This is a genomic window from Rhodococcus olei (genome assembly GCF_039540555.1).
Taxonomy (GTDB): Bacteria; Actinomycetota; Actinomycetes; order Mycobacteriales; family Mycobacteriaceae; genus Rhodococcus_G; species Rhodococcus_G olei.
In genome coordinates this window covers 166,073-185,642 of the sequence record NZ_BAABFB010000059.1, presented here as the reverse complement: position 1 = coordinate 185,642, position 19,570 = coordinate 166,073, and the positions used below count along the sequence as shown (strand labels likewise).

Genomic DNA, 19,570 nt, shown 5'->3' with positions numbered 1-19,570 from the left:
GATGCGATCCGCCACGTCCAGACACACGTCGTACTGCCGACTGTGTGCCTCGTCGTGCGGTGTGCTGCTCGACGTCGAGGACGGGCGGATCGTGCGGGTGCTCGGCGACGCCCGTCACCCGATATCCAGTGGCTACACCTGCCAGAAGGGTCGCCGCGCGGGCGATCTCGCCCAGGGGCCGGATCGGCTGACCACGTCGATGCGGCGCACCGGCACCGGTACGCACGTGCCGGTGCCGGTCTCCGAGGCGGTCGCCGAGATCGCCGATCGTCTGCGCGCCATCGTGGACCGTCACGGGCCGGATGCGGTCGCGCTGTTCATGGGGACGCAGCAGAACTTCGCCGCACTCACGCCGCCGATGGCCCGCGCCTGGTTCAAGGGCACCGGCTCGCACAAGCTGTTCTCCACGATGACCATCGACCAGTCGGCGAAATGGGTTGTCGCCGAACGGATGGGAACTTACCTGGGTGGACGGCAACGCTTCGAGGACGCGGACGTGTGGCTGCTGGCGGGCACCAATCCCGTCGTCTCCGGAAACGGCGGCGACGGGGACGGCGCGGTCGTGCAGAACCCATCCGTCACGCTGCGGGCGGCCCGGGAGCGGGGACTGCGGCTGATCGTGGTGGATCCGCGGCGCACCGAAACCGCGGCCCTCGCGGACGTGCACCTGGCCCCGCGGCCGGGGACGGACGCCGTGCTGTTCGCGGGTCTGCTCCACGTCGTCCTCACCGAGCGTCTTCACGACGCCGACTTCTGCCGCCGGTTCACCGCCGATCCGAGGGCTCTCGGCGACGTCGTGTCCGATGTGACTCCCGCTGTCGTGCAGCGGATCTGCGGCGTGCCCGCCGACCAGGTCCGGACCGCGGCACGGATGTTCGCGGCCGGCAGTCGGGGGATGGCGACCAGCGGGACGGGGCTGTGCATGGGCCCGCACTCGAACCTCGCCGAGCACCTCGTCGCCGCCCTGAACGTGGTGTGCGGCCGGTTCCGGCGGGAGGGGGAGCCGGCCGACGACCGTGCCGTCCTGACCCGGCAGGTACCGGCGCGCGCCGAGGTCGCCCCGCCCGCCCGCGGCTACGAGCGGGGCTTCCGCAGCCGCATCGGTGGGGTCCGCGCGATCCGGGGCGAGCTGCCGTCCGGCATTCTCGCCGACGAGATCCTCGCACCCGGTCCCGACCAGGTGCGGGCGCTGATCGTGTCGGGAGGGAACCCGGCGGCCGCACTGCCGGACCGCGGGAAGGCGTTGCGCGCGTTGCGGTCCCTCGACCTGCTGGTGTGCGTCGACCCCCGCATGTCGGACACCGCGCGCCTCGCGCACTACGTGATCGCCCCGACCACCATGTACGAACGCGCCGACCACACCGCGATCATGGAGCCGTTCTTCCCGCGCCCGTTCGCGCAGTTCACGCCCGCCGTCGTGACGCCGCCTCCCGATGTCGTCGACGACTGGCGGTTCTTCCTCGACCTCGCGGCCGCCTCGGGGCAGCCGGTCAAGTTCGCCGGGCGCATCCTCGATCCCGCCGCGCCGCCGACCTCCGAGCAGATGCTGGCGATGATGGCCGAACGGGGACGCGTCCCGTTCGCCGACCTGGTCGCCGCCCCGCACGGTCACCTCGCCGGCGACAGCGGCGCCGTCGTGGGCCCCGCGACCGCGGAGGGAGCCGGCCACCGCCTGCACCTGATGTCCGACGACGTGCGCGCCGAACTGCGCGCAGCGCTGACGGACACGGCTGTCACCGAAAGGTTTCCGCTGCTACTCACGGTCCGCCGGATCCGCGAGACCGTGAATTCCACCGGAACCCGCGTGCCCGGGCTCGTACCGGGCGGAACCAACCCGGCGAGCATGCACCCCGACGACCTCGCCGCCCTCGGTGTCGCCGATGGTCAGCGGGTGACCGTGCGCTCGGCGTCGGGACGGCTGCGCGCGACCGCACGGGCGGATCGTTCCCTGTCCCGGGGCACCGTGACGATGACCCACTGCTTCGGCAGTGTCGACCGGCGGGAGGACCTCGGGGTGAACGTCAACGTGCTCACCGGAACCCGGGACGGTGTGCAGGCGATCAACGCGATGCCGACGATGACCGCCGTTCCCGTCGCGGTCGAGCCCACGACGAGCGAAGAGGACGATTCGTGATGACCACCACCGAAGCACGCACCGGGCATCGCATCTGCCCGCTGTGCGAGTCGACCTGCGGGCTGCTGGTCGAACTCGAGGGCCGTGCCATCACCCGGGTCGCCCCGAACCCCGCGGACCTGATGAGCGCGGGACACAGCTGCGCGAAGGGTCTCGGGCTCGGCCGCATCGAGGGCGACCCCGACCGGATCCGGACACCGCTGCTGCGCACCACCGGCGGCGGGTTCCGGGAGGCCACCTGGGGCGAGGCCTTCGCCGAGATCGCGCGCCGGCTACCGGAGTTCGTCACCGACGATCCGGGTAGCTGCGCGCTTTACCACGGCAATCCGGCCGCCCACCACCTGGATTCGACGTTCTATCTCGGCGAGCTGATCGGTGCGCTCGGCACCCGGAACGTCTACTCGCCGGCCAGCGTCGACACGTGGCCGAAGAACCTCGCGCACATGCTCCTGTACGGCACGGGGCTGGGCATGAGCCTGCCCGACATCGACCGCACCGACTATCTGCTGATCCTCGGCTCGAACCCGATGGTGTCCAACGGCAGCACCGTCACCGCGCCCGGCATGCACCACCGGTTGCAGGCGTTGCGCGAGCGGGGCGGCACCCTCGTCGTGGTGGACCCGGTGCGCACCCGCACCGCCGAGGTCGCGGACCAGCACGTACCGATCCGGCCCGGCACCGACGCGCTGTTCCTGCTCGGCGTGCTCTCGGTGATCGCGGCGGAGGGCCTGGCCCGACCGGGCCGCGTGCCGGACGTCGTCGACGGTCTGGACGAGGCGCTCGCGCTGGCACGCGAGTACACCCCGGAGTCGGTCGCCGAGGCTTGTGGGGTCGACGTCGCGCTGATCCGGACAGTCGCCCGCGGGTTCGCGGGAGCGACTGCGGCGGTGGCGCATTCGCGGATCGGCACCTGCATGCAGGAATTCGGCACGCTCGCGAACTGGCTCGTCGAGGTGCTCACGATCGTCACCGGGAATCTGGACCGCCCCGGCGGTGCGATGTTCTCGCTGCCCCCGGCCGGCGGTCAGAACACCTGGCCGGTCACGAAGCCGCCGAAGCTGATGTTCGATCGCTGGCGGTCCCGGGTTCGGGGGCTGCCGGAGGCGATGGGGGAGCTGCCCGCCGTGTGCTTCGCCGAGGAGATCCTCACCCCCGGACCCGGCCGCACCCGCGCACTGATCACCCTCGCCGGCAACCCCGCACGGTCCCTCCCGAACAGCGGTGCGATCGAGGAGGCGCTCGACGCGCTCGAGTTCATGGTGTCGGTGGACTGCTACCTCAACGAGACCACCCGCCACGCGGACGTCATCCTGCCCCCGCCGCCGGTGACGACCCGTGGCCACCACGACGTGACGTTGTCGCACTTCCAGATCCGGAACGTGGCCCGCTACACGCCGCCGCTGCTGGACCTCGCGGACGGAGAGATGGCGGAATGGCAGATCCTGCTGCGGCTGGCCGCGATCGCGAAGGGCACCCCGCACCGTCCCGTCGACGAGATGGACGACGAGGTCGCGGCCGTCGCCGCGCGGCGGGCCGCGAAACTCGCCGGCTGCGAACCGGAGCGGGCCGGCGAGGCGACCGCCGGTCGCCGCGGACCGCAACGGCTGCTCGACCTGCGACTGCGCAGCGGACCCTACGGTGACCGGTTCGGCCTCGACCCCGGCGGACTGACCCTCGCGGCGCTCGAGGACAACCTCGACGGCATCGACTACGGACCACTGACCTCTCGCCTGCCGGAGGTGCTGCGCACCCCGGACGGACGGATTCACCTCGTGCCCGAGATGATCGCCCGAGATCTGCCACGCCTGCGCGCGAGCATGACCCGGCCCGCCCCGGAACTGGTGCTGATCAACCGGCGCCAGCGCCGGGGCATGAACTCGTGGCTGCACAACGCGCTGCCCCAGCCCGACGGCGGCCAGTGCGCACTGCTGATGAGCCCGCACGACGCGGCCGAACGAGGCCTCGTCGACGGCGACCGGGTCGCGGTGACGTCCCGCGTCACCACCGTGGCCGCGGAACTGAGGATCGACGATGCGCTGCGGCCCGGGGTGGCGAGCATGCCGCACGGGTGGGGCCACGACGGTCCGGGACTGCGCACACCCCGGTCGGCCTCGGCTCCCGGCAGCAACTACAACGCGCTGGTGGACGACGACACGGCACTGGAGGCGCTGACCGCGTCCCCGATCTTCAACGGCGTCCCGGTCACGGTGACGCGCACGAGCGAGGAGCACTCCTGATGGCGTACGTGGTCACCCAGAACTGCTGCAACGATGCGACCTGTGTCGCGGTGTGCCCAGTCGACTGCATCCATCCGACTCCCGCCGAACGGGAATACCGGCGCACCGAGATGCTGTACATCGATCCGGGCACCTGCATCGACTGCGGCGCCTGCTCCGACGTCTGCCCGGTGGACGCGATCGTCCCCGGTGACGCAGTCGTACCGGACATCGACCGCTATCGCGACATCAATGCCGAGTACTTCCAACGGAATCCGCGCACCGCAGCCCCGGGTGCGCACGTCCAGCCGCTGCCATTCGCCATCGCGACCGCGGGTGTGGTCGACCCGCCGCCGCTGCGGGTGGCGATCGTGGGATCCGGGCCGTCAGCGTTCTACGCCGCCGAGGAACTCCTCGCCCGCCGCGACATCGCCGCCGAGGTCACCATGTTCGAACGGCTCCCTGTCGCAGGGGGACTGGTGCGTTTCGGTGTGGCACCGGATCACTGGCACACCAAGACGGTGGACCGCGTGTTCGACCGCACGGCACGCCGCACCGGCTTCGCGTTCCACCTCGGTGTCGAGGTCGGGCGCGACGTGACAGTCGAGGAGGTGCTGGCCCACCACCACGCGGTGATCCACGCGTCCGGTGCGTCAGGCGATCGGCGCCTCGGCATCGTCGGTGAGGACCTGCCGGGCAGCCACGCCGCCAGGGAGTTCGTGGCCTGGTACAACGGTCACCCCGACGACGCCGCTCGCTCCTTCGACCTGACCGGTTCGCGCGCCGTCGTGGTCGGCAACGGCAACGTCGCACTGGACGTGGCTCGCATCCTCGTGTCCGACGTGGAGACGTTGCGCCGCACCGACATCGCCGATCACGCCCTGTCCGCGCTGGCGGACAGCCGGGTCGAGGAGGTGGTGGTGCTGGGCCGCCGCGGACCCGAGCACGCGGCCTGCACCACCCCCGAGCTGCTCGCGCTCGGATCGCTGCCGGGGATCGACGTGCTCGTGGACGGGCCGGTGGACGCGGGCCCGGATGCACCGACGAAGCTGCAGATCCTCGCGGACTACTCCCGGCGCACGCCGACACCGGGCAATCGGCGGATCGTGTTGCGGTTCGGGTGCACCCCGAAGGCGGCGGTGGGTGTGCACCGCGTCGAGGCGCTGCAGGTGGCGGACACCGAGTCCGGGGCCGGCGGCACGATCGAGTGCGGGCTGGTGCTGCGGGCCGTCGGCTACCGGGGGCTGCCGATCCCGGGTCTCCCGTTCGACGATGCCACCGGCACGGTCGCCAATGTCGCGGGCCGCGTGGTGGAGCCGGAGACCGGAATCCCCGTCGCGGGTCAGTACGTGGCCGGCTGGATCAAACGCGGCGCGACCGGGGTGATCGGCACCAACCGCTACTGCGCGGCGGAGACGGTCGAGTCGCTGCTCGCCGATCACCGCGACGGGCAGCTCGCGACACCGGTGTCCACGGCCGGCGAACTGACGACGCTCGTCCGCACCCGCCGCCCCGATGCGCTCAGTGGTGCGGACTGGCGTGCGATAGACCGCCACGAGCGAGAGCGCGGCCGGGAGGCGGGCCGTCCCCGCATCAAGATCGTGGACGCAGACACCGCGGTGTCCGTCGCGACTGCCGCCCGAGGTCCTCGATGACACGCACCGTCCACACCTTCTGCCGAATCTGCGAGCCGGGGTGCGGCCTGCTCGCGGAGGTCGACGGCGGTGAGGTCACCCGGCTGCAACCCGACCGGGATCACCCGGTGCACCGCGGATTCTCCTGCCACAAGGGCGTGCACTACCTGCAGGTCCACCGCGATCCGGATCGGCTGGACCGGCCGCTCCGACGGGCGAACCCGCGCAGCGAGGAACGCGGCGTCTTCGAACCGGTCGACTGGGACGACGCCGCCCGGGACATCGCTGAACGGCTGCAGGACATCCGGCGGCGGCACGGACGGAACGCGCTCGCGGTGTACCAGGGCAACCCGTCGGCCTTCAACGGCGCCTACTACGCGAACGCCGCGACGATCGCGCGTGGCTTCGACACCCGCATGCGCTTCAGCGCCGGAACCCAGGACACCTCCGCCAAATACGCTGCCAGCGAGGCGATCTACGGAGCGTCGATGGCGCACCCGATCCCCGACCTGCTGCACACGGACTACTTCCTGTGCCTCGGCAGCAATCCGCAGGTATCGCACATGACGCTGATCCACATCTCTGATCCCATGGCGAAGATCCGGGCCGTCAAGCAGCGGGGCGGCACGGTGCTCTTCGTGAATCCCCGCAGGATCGAGTCGTCGTCACCGGAGACCGGTGACGTCCTGCAGATCAAGCCGGACACCGACTTCTATTTTCTCGCCGCGTTGCTGCACGAGATCGTCTTCCGGATCGGGTACGACCGGGCCGAGGTGGAACGTCACGGCCGGAATGTCGACGGCCTGCTCGACTTCGTCCGGCGGTATCCCGCCGAGCGGGTTGCGTCGGTCGTCGGTGTCCCGGCCGAGGCGATCCGGCGGGTCGCGGACGACTTCTGCGCGGCGCCGAGCGCGAGCATCTACATGGCCACCGGCGTGAACCAGGGCCGCCAGGGCGCCCTGGCGTACTGGATGCTGACGATGGTGAGCCTGTTCTCCGGCAACCTCGGCAGGCGCGGCGGCAACATCTACTCCCGCGGTGTCGCCGACGTGGTGCAGCACTCGAAGCGCAAGCGGGAGGACCCGTTCTTCGAGGGCCCGTTCGGGGAGATGCGTACCGTCGGCGGCGATCTCCCCGCGGCGTTGCTCCCGGAGTTCATCGAGAGCCCGGACGATCCGATCCGCGCACTGATCGTCGTATCGGGTAATCCGCTGCTGTCGGTGGGCGGCGACGGACGACTGCGTCGAGCTCTCGAGCAGCTCGAGCTGATCGTGACGGTCGACCTGTACCGCACCGTCACCGGTGAGATCGCGGACTACGTCCTGCCGGCGACGGATTGGCTCGAGCGGGAGGACGTGAACTTCCTGAACACCATGGGTGTCGCGATGGAGCCCTACGTGCAGTACACCCCCGCGGTTGTCCCGGCGGCGGGGGAGCGACGCGACGACTGGTGGATTCTGTCGCGCATCCAGCAGGAGATGGGTGTTCCGACCCTGCTCGACGACCCGGAACCGAATCCGTTCGCCGCCGTCGATGCGGTGATGCGGGAGTCGGGCCTGACGATCGACCGGCTGAAGGCGATGCGGTGCCAGACGGCGGTGTTGCCGGAGGCCGTGCCGTCCGACGTCTTCGACATCGCGGTGCAGCACGAGGACGGTCTGATCGATTGCTGTCCGTCACTCTTCACACGGGCCTACGACACCGCGGAACGCATCTTCGAGGAGCTCGCACGGGAGCCCGCCGACCAGCTCAAGCTGATCACGCGCCGGACCAACTACATGGTCAACAGCTGGTTGCACAACATTCCCGTTCTCAAACAGGGAGTCCACCAGGACAATCCGCTGTGGATGAACCCGGACGATGCGCGTGACCGCGGTCTGGTCGAGGGCGACGACGTCGCGGTGCGCAACCGGCACGGGGAGGTCGACGCGGTGCTGGTGTACGACGACGCCCTGCGTGCGGGAGTCGTGGCGATGACGCACGGCTGGGGTCAGAGCACCGCTCGCGGGCTCGACGTGGCCCGCCGACACCCCGGCGTGAACGTCAACCGCCTCGCGCCCACCGGAACGGAGGGCTACGACCCGCTGAGCAACCAGTCGCAGCTCACCGGGATCAACGTGGATGTGCTCCGGCGGTGAGGCGGGGGAACTCGGACACCTGCCAGAGCCGCACCGCTCCCGAGGACCAGTCGTAGCCCGCGCACAGGCCGCCCGGCCCACTCACGAGAACGGTTCCCGCAACCAACCCGGTGGGGCGGTCGAGTTCCATCCAGGATCCGAGGTCCGCGGCGGAGACGAACACCCGCTCCTCGTCGTCGCCGACGCACACCACCAGGCGGTCCCCGACGGCGACGACCCAGTGAAACGGCACGCCCTCGTCGATTCCGGCGCCGATCTCGTCCGAGCGCGTCGACGCGAACGAGACCGCGTCCACGGTTGATCGCACCCGCAGGACGTCCGTCTCGTGCGTCAGCGTCACAACCGAGTCCTGCCCGCGGACATCGAGGACGATCTCGTCGTCGTAGACGATCGGATCGAGTTGCGCGCCGGGCATCCGCGGGTCGACCCAGTAGACCGCACAGCCGTCCTGTCCGGCGCCCATCGAGAGCCCGAGCCGGCCGTCCGCGCTGCGCGCGACATGTGATCCTCCCGCGGTCAGCTCGGTGAGCTCGACGGTTGCCGCCGTCCTCCCATCGCGGACGAGGCGCCAGTGGTCGCTGTCGTCGCCCGGTTACGTGAACGCGAACGTCTCCGTTGCCGAATCCCAGTACGCGGAGCCCGTTCCCCACTGCGGCCAACCGCCGTGCACGTGCTCCCAGACCACCGTGCCGTCGCGCCCACGCAGCTGCGCCCGATCCTGAAGAGTGACCGCGGCGTAGTCGAGGGTGTCCGACACCGTCGACGTACCGTATCCCTCGAACTTCGCGGTGTGGAGCACCTGGCCGAACGTCGCGTCGAACACGTCCATTCCGTCTGGTGACCGCACGAGCCAGACCGCCGGGTGCGCGGCGACCGTGCTGCGCTCCGGCATCGTCGACTCGGCGCCCACCGCCGTCAGGAATACGTTCGACATGAGATGCAGCGTACAAACTCTCGGCCCGCAGGCCAGGTGCCGTGAAGTCGCCCTTGTGCAGAGAACCAAATACCATTAGGTTTACCGCTGTGACGTGGGCCACCCGACGGGTGCCACGTACCCCTGTCCTGCGCTGCGGCGGGCGACGAGAATCCGGCCGCGACGACTACTCGGGAGGCCTTCCATGACCGGAACCGTGATCGACGCACTGACTTACTGGGCGCGGACCGTCCCCGACCAGCCGGCGATCGACTTCGCCGGCGACGTCGTGACCTACCGCGAACTCGACACCTGGGCGGACGGCGTCGCCCACGACCTCGCGGCGCGAGGCGTGGCGGCCGGGGACCGCGTCAGCTACCTCGGCACCAACTCCCTGGAATGGTGCGTCGCGGCACTCGGCGCGATGAAGGTCGGCGCCATCTCGGCGCCGTTCAACCAGCGGATGCTCGCCGGCGAGCTGACCACCCTCGTCGAGGACTGCGAGCCCACGGTCGTGTACTGCGACGCGGGCCTGCGGTCGCGACTCGACGAGGTGCACGCGGCGCGCGGCACCTTCGCCATCGCGGAGTTCGAGACGGACGTCCGCCCGCTCCGCGGTGCCGCACACGCGCCGTTCCACACGCCGGTGACAGAGCAGTCCGAGCCCACCGCGATCGTGTTCACCAGCGGCACCACCGGCAAGCCGAAGGGGGTCGTGTTCACGCACGCCACGATCGCCGGCGAGATGCACGAGTGGTCGCTGATGGAACCGATCGAGCAGAACGGCCTGCGCCCGCTGCTCGTGCTTCCGCTCTTCACCGCGGCAGGCATCATCTGGGGCATTTCCCGCACCGTCCTGCACGGCGGCACGTTGTTGCTGCAGCCGGGGTTCGATCCCGAGGCGGCCCTGCGGGTGATGAAGGGCAGCCGCGCCACGACCCTGACCGGACCGCCGATCCTGTTCGAGCAGATCTCCCGCGTGCCCGGCTTCGAGGGCGCGGACCTGAGCCACCTGACCACCGCCCACGTCGGTGGCGCCCGGGTGCCCTCGGCGCTGGTCGGGGTCTGGCTGGCCCGTGGTGTGCAGCTGCGGCAGATCTACGGGCAGACCGAGATCGGCGGATCTGCCACCGCGATGCCCCGCCACGAGGCGGCCGAACACCCCGACAAGTGCGGGTTCGGTGGCATCTTCACCAGGATTCGCGTGGTCGACGCCGACGGGAACGACTGCGCCCCCGGAGAGGTCGGGCAGATCCTGCTGCGCGGCCCGGGCATGATGCCCGGATACTGGCGCGACGAGGACGCCACCCGCGCCGCGCTGATCGACGGCTGGCTGCACACCGGCGACCTCGGAAAGCTCGACGAGAACGGCTACCTCACGTTCGTCGATCGACTCAAGGACATGATCATCTCCGGCGGCCTGAACATCTCGCCCGCCGAGATCGAGCAGGTGATCAACCGGATGCCCGGTGTTGAGGAGGTCGCGGTGATCAGCGTCCCCGACGAGAAGTTCGGCGAGACACCGGCCGCGATCGTGAAGAAGGTGGCGGGGCTGACCGAGTCGGACGTCGTCGAGCACTGCAACCGGAACCTCGCCGACTTCAAGGTCCCGCGGTACGTCGTGTTCGTCGACGGCGGTTTGCCCCGGATGGCGAGCGGCAAGATCTCCAAGCGCGATCTGCGGGAGACCTATTCCGATGTGCCGCAGACCTACCCGAAGGTGCGGTGACGGTGGTGTCGGAGCAGCAGCGGGTGGCGGTGGTGACCGGAGGCGGGCGGGGGATCGGGGCCGCGATCTCCCGGCGGCTGGCGGCCGACGGGTTCGCGGTGGCGGTCAACTACTCGTCCAGCGCGGCGGACGCGGAGGACGTCGTGGACAAGATCGTCGCCGGCGGAGGACGCGCGGTCGCGATCCGCGCGGACGTGTCCGACGCGGTGCAGGCCGAGCGGTTGATCGCCGCGACGACGGCCGAACTCGGTGCACCCACCGTGTTGGTGAACAACGCCGGCATGAACATCGCCGGGGCGGCGCGCAAGCAGTCCCCGCGGGACTGGGACCGGGTGATCGGCGTCAACCTCAGCGGGGCGTTCTACTGCACGCACGCTGCGTTGCCCGCGATGTACGAGAGCGGTTGGGGTCGAGTCGTCTTCGTCAGCAGCCCGTCGGGTGGGCGGCGGCCGTCGCCGGGCATGAGCGCCTACTCGGCCGCCAAGGCGGGGCTGGTCGGCATGACCCGCTCGATGGCGCTCGAGGTCGCGCGCCGCGGGATCACCGTCAACACCGTGATGCCGGGGTTCGTGGAGACCGACATCATCGCGTCGGGCGGCGAGAACGCGGTGGAGAACCTCGCGGCCCTCTGGCCGAGGATCCCGGCCGAGTCCATCGCGTCCACGGTGTCGTTCCTGGTCAGCGAGGAGGGCGGGCACGTGTCCGGGGAAGAGGTCGGCGTGTGGCTCGGTGGACCGGTCGGCATCTGAGGCAGCTCCGCCACCTGTGAGCCCTTTCGGTCCGCGTGGGACCGAAAGGGCTCACAGGTGCGTCAGCGCCTGGCGGCGTCGGCCTCGGCCCGGTAGTTGCCCGGCCACGCCTTGCCGAGGGTCAGGCCACCGTCGACGACGATGTTCTGCCCGGTGACGAACGAGGCGGCGTCGGAGATCAGGTAGGCGATCGCGCCGGCGATGTCCTCGCCCTCGCCCGCACGCGGAATCGGCTGGAACGATGCCAGTCCCTTGCGGACACCGGCGACGCTCGCATCCAGCGCGTCCCCGTGCAGGCCCGCGCCGTGGCCCACGATCCGGGTGGCGACGCCGCCGGGCGTGACGGCGTTGACCCGGACGTGGAACTCGGCCAGTTCGCGTGCGGCGCTGCGGGTCATCTGCAGCACGGCGGCCTTCGCGGCGCCGTACGGGTGCGGGCCGAAGCCGGTGCGCACCCCGGCCACCGACGACACGTTGACGACGGAGCCGAAGCCCTGCCCGCGCATCACCCGCGCCGCGTGTTTGGTGCCGAGGAACGCACTACGTGCCAGCACCGCGAACGAGGCGTCCCACTCGTCGGCGGTGGTGTCCTCGAGATAGGTCCACGCGCCGACCCGCCCGGCGTTGTTCACCATCGCGTCCAGTCGCCCGAAGTGCTCGGTCGCGGCCTCGACCGCGGCCGCGATGTCGTCCTCGCGGGTCACGTCGGTGCGCAGGTAGACACCGGCCTCGCCGAGGGCGGCCGCGACCGCCTCACCGCGTGCGTCGTCGATGTCGGTCACCACCACCCGGGCGCCCCGCTCCGCCAGTAAAGCGCAGGTCGCGGCACCGATACCGCTCGCGCCTCCGGTGACCACCGCGACCTTGCCGTGCAGTTCCGCCATTGTGTCGAGTCCCTTCCCTGCCGTCCGTGCGAACCATGGACCTTGAGGTATTAACCTAAAGACATTAGCTTGATATGTCGACGGTCACAGTGCGAAGTCGAGGCCGTCGCCATCGCACGAGGGGAAGGCCCCGCATGTCCGAACTGATCCTGACCGAACGGCCGCGGCCGGGTGTACTGCTGATCCGCCTCAACCGCGCGGACGCCCTCAACGCGTTGAACGTCGAGCTCGTCGAGGAACTGCACACGGTGCTGGCCGACGTCCGCCACGACTCCGAGACCCGCGCGATCGTGCTGACCGGGAATGGTCGGGCCTTCTGCGCGGGGATCGACCTGCGCGGATACGGCACCCCGCCCGGCGCGGCCGCCGGCGAGGGGCGGCCGCAGGCGGGCATGCGGGTGCAGCAGCACATCGCCTCGCTGGTCGAGGCGTTCCGCGGCGCGCGGCCTCCGGTGGTCGCCGCGATCAACGGCGCTGCCGCCGGCGGCGGGATGGCGCTCGCGCTGATGGCCGACGTCCGGATCATGGCCGACACCGCCGCACTGCACGCCTCGTTCATCAATCGCGGGCAGTCCAGCTGCGACATCGGCGTCAGCTGGTTGCTTCCCCGGATGATCGGATTCTCCAGGGCGGCAGAGATTCTCCTCACCGGACGCCCCGTCGACGCCGCCGAGTGCGAGCGCGTGGGGATCGTGTCCTCGGTCGAACCGGTGGAGCGGCTGCTCGGTGCCGCGCTCGACACCGCCGAGAACATCGCACGCAACAGCCCGTTCGGCGTGTGGATGACCAAGGAAGTGATGTGGTCCAACCTCGAGGTTCCGAGCCTGCGCGCCGCGATCGACCTGGAGAACCGGACACAGATCCTCGCCGCCATGACCAAGGACCACCGCGAGGCCGTGTACTCGTTCCTCGAGAAGCGTCCCCCTGTTTACCGGAATGCGTGACAGCTCTACCAGAACCACTGACAGGACAACAGCTGTGAACAGACGAGACGAAGGGACGGTACCGAAGTGAAGGTCGGAGTCATGGCCGGGTACTGGGGCTCGGGACCACCGCGGCGGATGGAACAGATCGTTGCCGAGGCCGAGGCCCTCGGTGTCGACAGCTTCTGGACGGCCGAGTCCTACGGGTCCGACGCGCTGACCCCGCTCGCCTGGTGGGGCGCGCGCACCTCGAAGATCGCGCTCGGCACCTCGGTGTGCCAGATGTCGGCGCGCACGCCCACCGCGCTGGCGATGGCGGCTCAGACCCTCGACCACCTCAGCGGTGGTCGCGTGATTCTCGGCATCGGCGCGTCCGGTCCGCAGGTGGTCGAGGGGTGGTACGGACAGCCGTACCCGCGACCGCTCGAGCGCACCCGCGAGTACATCGCGATCATGCGGACGGTGTGGGCCCGGGACGAGCCGGTGACGTTCGACGGGCGGCACTACCAGCTGCCCTACCAGGGCGGGACCGGACTCGGGAAGCCGCTCAAGTCGATCGTGCATCCGCTCCGCCGCGACATCCCGATCTACATGGGTGCCGAGGGGCCGAAGAACGTGGCCCTGGCCGCCGAGATCGCCGACGGCTGGACGCCGCTGTGGTTCTCGCCGAAGACCGACGACTTCTACCGCGCCGCCCTTGCCGAGGGTTTCGCCCGCGAGGGCGCCCGCCGCACCGCGGACGACTTCGAGGTGGCCAATGTGTGCTGGCTGGTCGAGGACGACGACGTCGAGCGGGCGGCATCCCGGCTCAAGCCCGTGGTCGCGCTGTACGCGGGTGGCATGGGTGCCAAGGAGGCGAACTTCCACAACGACGTGTTCGTACGGATGGGCTGGGGTGACGCGTGCGCCGAGATTCAGGAGCTGTACCTGAGCGGCAGAGCGGATTTGGCCGCGCAGGCGGTGCCCACGGCGATGGTCGAGGACGTCGCACTCGTCGGGCCGGCCGACAAGATCTGTGAGGACATCGTGAACCGTTGGAAGCCAACCTGTCTGACGACACTGATCCTGGGCGGCTGGCCCCGGCCCGAGTCGCGGGAACGGATCCTCGAGGCGGTGCGGTCGTGACCCTGGACCCCCGCACCCCTGTCCTCGTCGGCGGCGGCCAGATCAACAACCGCGACGGTGGCCGCGAACCGGTGGACCTGATTGCCGACGCCGCCCGCCTGGCCGCGGACGAGGCCGGCAGCGCCAGGCTGCTCGAACTCGTCGATTCCGTCCGGATCGTCGGCCTGCTGTCGTGGAAGTACCGCGACCCCGGCGCTCTGGTCGGGGAGCGGATCGGGGCCGCGCCGCGACACACGGCCTACACCGGTAGCGGCGGCAGCACGCCGCAGGTGCTCGTGAATGCCGCGTCCGAGGACATCGCGGCAGGCCGGTCCGACGTCGTGCTGATCGGCGGGGCCGAGTCGTGGCGCACCCGGATGAAGTTGCGTGGGCTGGGAATTCGTCCCGACTGGACGGTGCAGGACGAGTCGGTACCGAAGGCGCCGCTGGTCGTCGACGAGGTGCCGATGCAGTCGGACACCGAGATGCGCGCCGGTCTGGACCGGCCGGCCTACATCTACCCGCTGTTCGAGCAGGCGCTCCGCATCACCGACGGTCGGACGATGGGCGAGCACCGTGACGCGATCGGTGCCCTGTGGTCCGGGTTCAGCAAGGTCGCCGCGACCAACCCGCACGCCTGGACCCAGCGCGAGTACACGGCCGCCGAGATCGTCACCCCGTCCGCGGACAACCGGTGGATCGTCTCGCCGTACACCAAGTTGCTGAACTCGAACAACATGGTCGAGCAGGGCGCCGCGCTGCTGCTCTGCTCGGCGGAGGTCGCGACCCGGCTCGGGATCCCACGCGAGAACTGGGTGTTCCCGCAGTCCGGCACCGAGTCGCACGACACCTACGACATCGCCGAGCGCGGCGCGCTGGACCGCTCGCCGGCCATCCGCATCGCCGGTGCCCGGGCGCTCGAGCTGGCCGGCATCGGTGTGGACGACGTCGCGCACGTCGACGTGTACTCCTGCTTCCCGTCCGCGGTCCAGGTCGCGGCGCGGGAACTGGGGCTGCCGCTGGATGATCCGGGGCGACCCCTGACCCTCACCGGTGGGCTCACCTTCGCGGGCGGGCCGTGGAACAACTACAGCACCCACGCCATCGCCACCCTGGCCACCCGGCTGCGGGAGTCGCCGGGCAGCTACGGGCTCGTCACGGCGAACAGCGGGTACCTCACCAAACACGCCTTCGGGGTGTACCGGACCGAGCCGCCCGTCGGCGGGTTCCGACGGGACGACGTGCAGGCGGCGGTGGACCGCGAGCCGACGACGAAGGCGCATCCGACGTACGCGGGCCCGGCGAGGGCGGAGTCGTGGGCGGTGCTGTACGACCGGTCGGGTGCGCCGGAGCGCGGCTTCCTCGCGGGCCGCACCCCGGACGGGGGTCGCACCCTCGCGTCGACAACTGATCCCGCGGCGCTGAACCGGCTGCTGGCCGCCGAGGAGGCGGGGGAGGGCGTCGTCGTCGCCGAGGACGGCGGGTTCGGGTTCGACTGAGCTCGACCCGGGCGCCAAACGTGACCCCGACCGTTGACGCACCATTACCTAAAGGCATAAGGTAAATCGCAGACCGGCGCAGCGCGTCGGGCCGGCGCCGAGGGCGCCCGTGGAGCAAGGAGAATCGAATGTCGGCAGAGGACTTTCGGACGCTGTACGAGCGTCACGTGGGCTACGTCGTGTCCGGAAACATGAAGGCGGCCATCGCCGACATGGTGCAGGAGAACATCCCCGCCGTCTTCGACGGAGTCTCGGTACCGCGCGGCGTCGTCAACGCCTTCGAGATCAAGGACGTGCGCCTCGAGGGTGACCGGCAGATCGGTGAGACGGTCTACGACACTCCCGAGGGCGTGATCGGGCTGCGGTCGATCTGGGAGCTGCGTGACGGGCAGTGGAAGGCCGCGGCGCTGGAGAACTTCGCGGTGCCCGGAGCCACGGCATGAGCGGTGACGTTGCGGTCGAATTCCCCTGGGGCCCGGCCGCGGACGGACTCGACCTGCCCTACTGGGACGGACTGCGCGAGGGCGAACTGCGCCTGCAGCGCTGCGGCAACTGCGCCGAGTGGATCTGGGGCCCGCAGTGGATCTGTGGACACTGCCACACCTTCGACCCCGGCTGGGAGACCGTCGAGCCGGTCGGCACCGTCTACAGCTGGGCGCGCAGCCACTACCCGTTCATCACCGAACTCGCCGACCGCGTTCCCTACGTGACGGTCCTCGTCGAACTCCCCGGCGCCGGAAACCGCAGGGTCCTCGGCATTCTCACCGGTGACGACACCGACGTCCGGATCGGCGACCCGGTGGTCGGACACATCGAACTCGACGAGGGCGCGACCTGGCCGCTGCTGCGGTGGCGTCGACGCGAAGGAGCACAGGCATGACCGGGATCTCGATGCGTGGAGCGGCCGCCGTCGTCGGCGTGTCCGAGCTGCACTACAAGCGCGGTGAGGCGCCGCACGGCGAGCTGCAGATGACGCTCGAGGCCATCGTCGCCGCGTGCACCGACGCGGGTATCTCCCCGCGCGAGCTCGACGGATTCGTCTCCTACGCGGGCGGCGGGCACGACGGTGCGATCATCGGCGGCGCCCTCGGCGTCGACGACGTGCGCTGGTCGAACATGATGTGGGGCGGGGGAGGCGGCACCGTCGCCGCCGCCGTCAACAACGCCGCCGTCGCGATCGCGGCCGGTCAAGCCGAGTGCGTCGTCGTCTACCGCTCGATGGCGCAGGAGGACACCGGACGCCTCGGGTACGCCAAGTACTTCTACGGACCGCACTACCTCGCGCACGGCGTCGGGTCACCCGCGCAGGTGTGTGCCCTGCGCACGCAGCGGCTGCTCGAGCACGACGGGGTGCCCCGCGAGGCGATGCGGGCACTCGTGCTCGCCGCGTACCGGCACGCGCAGAACAACCCCACCGCCGCCGGATACGGCAGGCCACTCGACGAGGCGACCTACGACGCGTCCCGGATGATCACCGAACCGTTCCACCTGTTCGACTGCTCACGGGAGAGCGACGGTGCCGTGGCGCTGGTACTGGTCTCCGCCGAGCGGGCAAAGAGCATGCGTCCCGACGCCGCCTACGTGCTCGCCGGTGCGCAGGGCGCACCCGGCGGCTACTCGTCGATCATCGACAACGACGACCTCTACACGAGCGCGGGATTCGCCGGACGACCGGGACGACCCGGGGTCGCCGAGAGGTTGTGGACCGCAGCGGGTCTAGGCCCGGACGACGTGGACGTCGTGCAGGTCTACGAGAACTTCAGCGGGCCCGCCGTGGCCGCGTTGATCGACCACGGGCTGGCCCCGACCGGCCCCGCCGCCGGTGAGGTGCTCACCGTCGACAACCTCACCGCGGGGATCGGCAAGCTGCCGGTGAACACCAGCGGCGGCAACATCGCCGACTCGTTCGTCAACGGCATGGGGCTCGCCGTCGAGGCCGTCCGGCAGGTTCGCGGCACCTCGACCAATCCCGTTGCCGGGGCGCGCACCTCGCTGTTCATCGGCGGACCGATGGCCCCGCTGGTCAGCTCGACGCTGTTCGGCCACGAAGACACTCTCTGACCGAGACATCTGCCCGACCCGGGCGCGACATCTGCCCGACCCGGGCGCGACATCTGCCCGACCCGGGCGCGACATCTGCCCGACCCGGGCGCGACAGCACTACCGGAGGATCCACAATGGACACCACCCTGGACCGGCGCACGTTCTTCATCGACGGCGATTGGGCCGCACCGCACTCGAACTCGACCTACGACGTGATCGAGGCCGCCACCGAGAAGGTGCTGGGCACCACCGCCCTGGCCGACAACTCGGATGTCGACGCGGCGGTGGCGGCCGCCCGCCGGGCGCTGACGCCGTGGCGCGCCCTGACCGCCGAACAGCGCGCCGATCACCTCGACCGGTTCGCGGCGGCCCTCAAGGGCAGGGCGAAGCAGACCGCGGTGTTGAGCAGCCGCGAGAACGGCATGCCGATCTCGCTGTCGATCGGTGCCAACGGCTACGCCCCGGGCCTGATGGTCGGCTACTACGCGGACCTGATTCGCCGCGCGGAGCGGGACGACGTGCGACCCAGCGTGTTCGGGGGACGCACGGTGGTCCGCCGGGAGCCGGTGGGTGTGGTCGCCGCGATCACCCCGTGGAACTACCCGCAGTCGCTGGCGGCGATGAAGATCGCCCCCGCCCTCGCCGCCGGCTGCACCGTGGTGCTCAAGCCGGCACCCGAGACGGCGCTCGACGCCTTCGTTTTCGCCGACGCCGCCGTGGAGGCGGGGCTTCCGGCCGGTGTGGTCAATGTGTTGCCCGCCGGCCGGGAGGTGAGCGCGTACCTGGTGGAGCACCCGGGTGTGGACAAGGTCGCGTTCACCGGATCGACTCCCGCGGGGCGGGCCATCGGCGAGGTCTGCGGTCGGCTCCTGCGCCCGGTTACCCTGGAACTCGGCGGCAAGTCGGCCGCGATCGTCGCGGCCGACGCCGACCTCGACGTGTTCACCGCAAACCTGCTCGAGGTGTCCCTGGTCAACAACGGGCAGACCTGCCATGCCAGCACCCGCATCCTCGCCCCGCGCAGCCGGTACTCCGAGGTCGTCGACGCGGTGACCGAGACCGTGCGGGCGTTGCGCATCGGCGACCCGCTGGACAAGGCCACCCAGATCGGTCCACTGGTCAGCGCCGCCCAGCGTGACCGGGTGCTCGGCTACATCGAGGCCGGCCGCGCCGACGGGTATCGCATCACCGCCGGTGGCGGGACGCCCGCCGATCAGTCGGTCGGGTGGTACGTCGAGCCGACCGTGTTCGAGGGCGTGGACAACGCGGCGCGGATCGCGCAGGAGGAGATCTTTGGCCCCGTCCTGACCGTCACCCCGTACGGCGACGAGGAGGAGGCGATCGCGATCGCCAACGACTCCGAGTACGGCCTCGGCGGCACGGTGTGGACCACCGACGAGGAGCGCGGTCTGGCTATCGCCGACCGGATCCACAGCGGCACCGTCGGCGTGAACCACTATGCGCTCGACCTGGCGGCCCCGTTCGGCGGCGTCAAGGCGTCGGGCCTCGGCCGCGAACTGGGCCCGGAGGGGCTCGCCCCGTACTACAGCGCCAAGTCCGTCTACTTCGGCGGCTAGGGCAATCACCGATCGAACGGAGCCAAC

Annotated in this window: 16 protein-coding genes; 13 read left to right on the top strand and 3 right to left on the bottom strand. The window is 70.5% G+C overall.

What is annotated here, in order from left to right:
• The first annotated feature begins 1 nt into the window (after window position 1).
• From ABD951_RS19105 to ABD951_RS19090, 4 genes are read left to right on the top strand one after another with little or no spacing between them, the layout of a single operon-like run.
• Window positions 2-2,134, top strand: coding sequence for a molybdopterin-containing oxidoreductase family protein (locus ABD951_RS19105; RefSeq protein WP_345348541.1), 2,133 nt, complete (start codon window positions 2-4; stop codon window positions 2,132-2,134).
• A complete protein-coding gene (locus tag ABD951_RS19100; RefSeq protein WP_345348539.1) occupies window positions 2,134-4,371 on the top strand; it encodes a molybdopterin-dependent oxidoreductase in 2,238 nt (745 codons plus the stop codon). The genes ABD951_RS19105 and ABD951_RS19100 overlap by 1 nt, the downstream gene beginning before the upstream one ends.
• Window positions 4,371-6,005, top strand: coding sequence for an FAD-dependent oxidoreductase (locus ABD951_RS19095; RefSeq protein ID WP_345348536.1), 1,635 nt, complete (start codon window positions 4,371-4,373; stop codon window positions 6,003-6,005). Before ABD951_RS19100 ends, ABD951_RS19095 begins: the two co-directional genes overlap by 1 nt.
• A complete protein-coding gene (locus tag ABD951_RS19090) occupies window positions 6,002-8,122 on the top strand; it encodes a molybdopterin-containing oxidoreductase family protein (protein WP_345348533.1) in 2,121 nt (706 codons plus the stop codon). The genes ABD951_RS19095 and ABD951_RS19090 overlap by 4 nt, the downstream gene beginning before the upstream one ends.
• On the opposite strand, the gene ABD951_RS19085 is transcribed toward ABD951_RS19090, so the two are convergent.
• Together ABD951_RS19085 and ABD951_RS19080 are read right to left on the bottom strand one after the other, a co-directional pair.
• The gene (locus ABD951_RS19085) at window positions 8,097-8,585 is read right to left on the bottom strand and encodes a hypothetical protein (RefSeq protein ID WP_345348530.1); all 489 of its coding nucleotides are present in this window, start codon (window positions 8,583-8,585) and stop codon (window positions 8,097-8,099) included. The two genes, ABD951_RS19090 and ABD951_RS19085, sit on opposite strands and share 26 nt — an antisense overlap.
• Before the next feature lie 129 nt (window positions 8,586-8,714).
• Window positions 8,715-9,056: a hypothetical protein gene (locus tag ABD951_RS19080; RefSeq protein WP_345348527.1), complete on the bottom strand. Its 342-nt coding sequence runs from the start codon at window positions 9,054-9,056 to the stop codon at window positions 8,715-8,717.
• A gap of 184 nt (window positions 9,057-9,240) precedes the next feature.
• On the opposite strand from ABD951_RS19080, the gene ABD951_RS19075 reads away from it, so the two are divergent.
• Together ABD951_RS19075 and ABD951_RS19070 are read left to right on the top strand one after the other, a co-directional pair.
• Complete coding sequence (locus tag ABD951_RS19075; protein WP_345348524.1) at window positions 9,241-10,764, top strand: class I adenylate-forming enzyme family protein; 1,524 nt, start codon at window positions 9,241-9,243, stop codon at window positions 10,762-10,764.
• On the top strand, window positions 10,761-11,513 hold the full coding sequence (locus tag ABD951_RS19070; RefSeq protein ID WP_425569888.1) for an SDR family oxidoreductase: 753 nt from the start codon (window positions 10,761-10,763) through the stop codon (window positions 11,511-11,513). Before ABD951_RS19075 ends, ABD951_RS19070 begins: the two co-directional genes overlap by 4 nt.
• A gap of 62 nt (window positions 11,514-11,575) precedes the next feature.
• Here ABD951_RS19070 and ABD951_RS19065 read toward each other — a convergent pair whose 3' ends face one another.
• Window positions 11,576-12,397, bottom strand: a complete 822-nt coding sequence (locus ABD951_RS19065; protein WP_345348521.1) for a glucose 1-dehydrogenase — start codon at window positions 12,395-12,397, stop codon at window positions 11,576-11,578.
• Window positions 12,398-12,531: 134 nt separating this feature from the next.
• On the opposite strand from ABD951_RS19065, the gene ABD951_RS19060 reads away from it, so the two are divergent.
• From ABD951_RS19060 to ABD951_RS19030, 7 genes are all read left to right on the top strand, one after another.
• Window positions 12,532-13,341: an enoyl-CoA hydratase/isomerase family protein gene (locus ABD951_RS19060; RefSeq protein WP_345348518.1), complete on the top strand. Its 810-nt coding sequence runs from the start codon at window positions 12,532-12,534 to the stop codon at window positions 13,339-13,341.
• A gap of 66 nt (window positions 13,342-13,407) precedes the next feature.
• Window positions 13,408-14,445 (top strand): LLM class F420-dependent oxidoreductase, encoded by a 1,038-nt coding sequence (locus ABD951_RS19055; RefSeq protein WP_345348515.1) that lies wholly within the window; start codon window positions 13,408-13,410, stop codon window positions 14,443-14,445.
• Window positions 14,442-15,923, top strand: coding sequence for an acetyl-CoA acetyltransferase (locus ABD951_RS19050; RefSeq protein ID WP_345348512.1), 1,482 nt, complete (start codon window positions 14,442-14,444; stop codon window positions 15,921-15,923). The genes ABD951_RS19055 and ABD951_RS19050 overlap by 4 nt, the downstream gene beginning before the upstream one ends.
• 128 nt (window positions 15,924-16,051) lie before the next feature.
• Window positions 16,052-16,366, top strand: coding sequence for a hypothetical protein (locus ABD951_RS19045; RefSeq protein ID WP_345348509.1), 315 nt, complete (start codon window positions 16,052-16,054; stop codon window positions 16,364-16,366).
• Window positions 16,363-16,803: a Zn-ribbon domain-containing OB-fold protein gene (locus tag ABD951_RS19040; RefSeq protein ID WP_345348506.1), complete on the top strand. Its 441-nt coding sequence runs from the start codon at window positions 16,363-16,365 to the stop codon at window positions 16,801-16,803. Before ABD951_RS19045 ends, ABD951_RS19040 begins: the two co-directional genes overlap by 4 nt.
• On the top strand, window positions 16,800-17,984 hold the full coding sequence (locus ABD951_RS19035; RefSeq protein WP_345348503.1) for a thiolase C-terminal domain-containing protein: 1,185 nt from the start codon (window positions 16,800-16,802) through the stop codon (window positions 17,982-17,984). The genes ABD951_RS19040 and ABD951_RS19035 overlap by 4 nt, the downstream gene beginning before the upstream one ends.
• Window positions 17,985-18,100: 116 nt before the next feature.
• Entirely contained in the window at window positions 18,101-19,543 is a 1,443-nt protein-coding gene (locus ABD951_RS19030; protein ID WP_345348500.1) for an aldehyde dehydrogenase, read from the top strand.
• Window positions 19,544-19,570 lie beyond the last annotated feature (27 nt).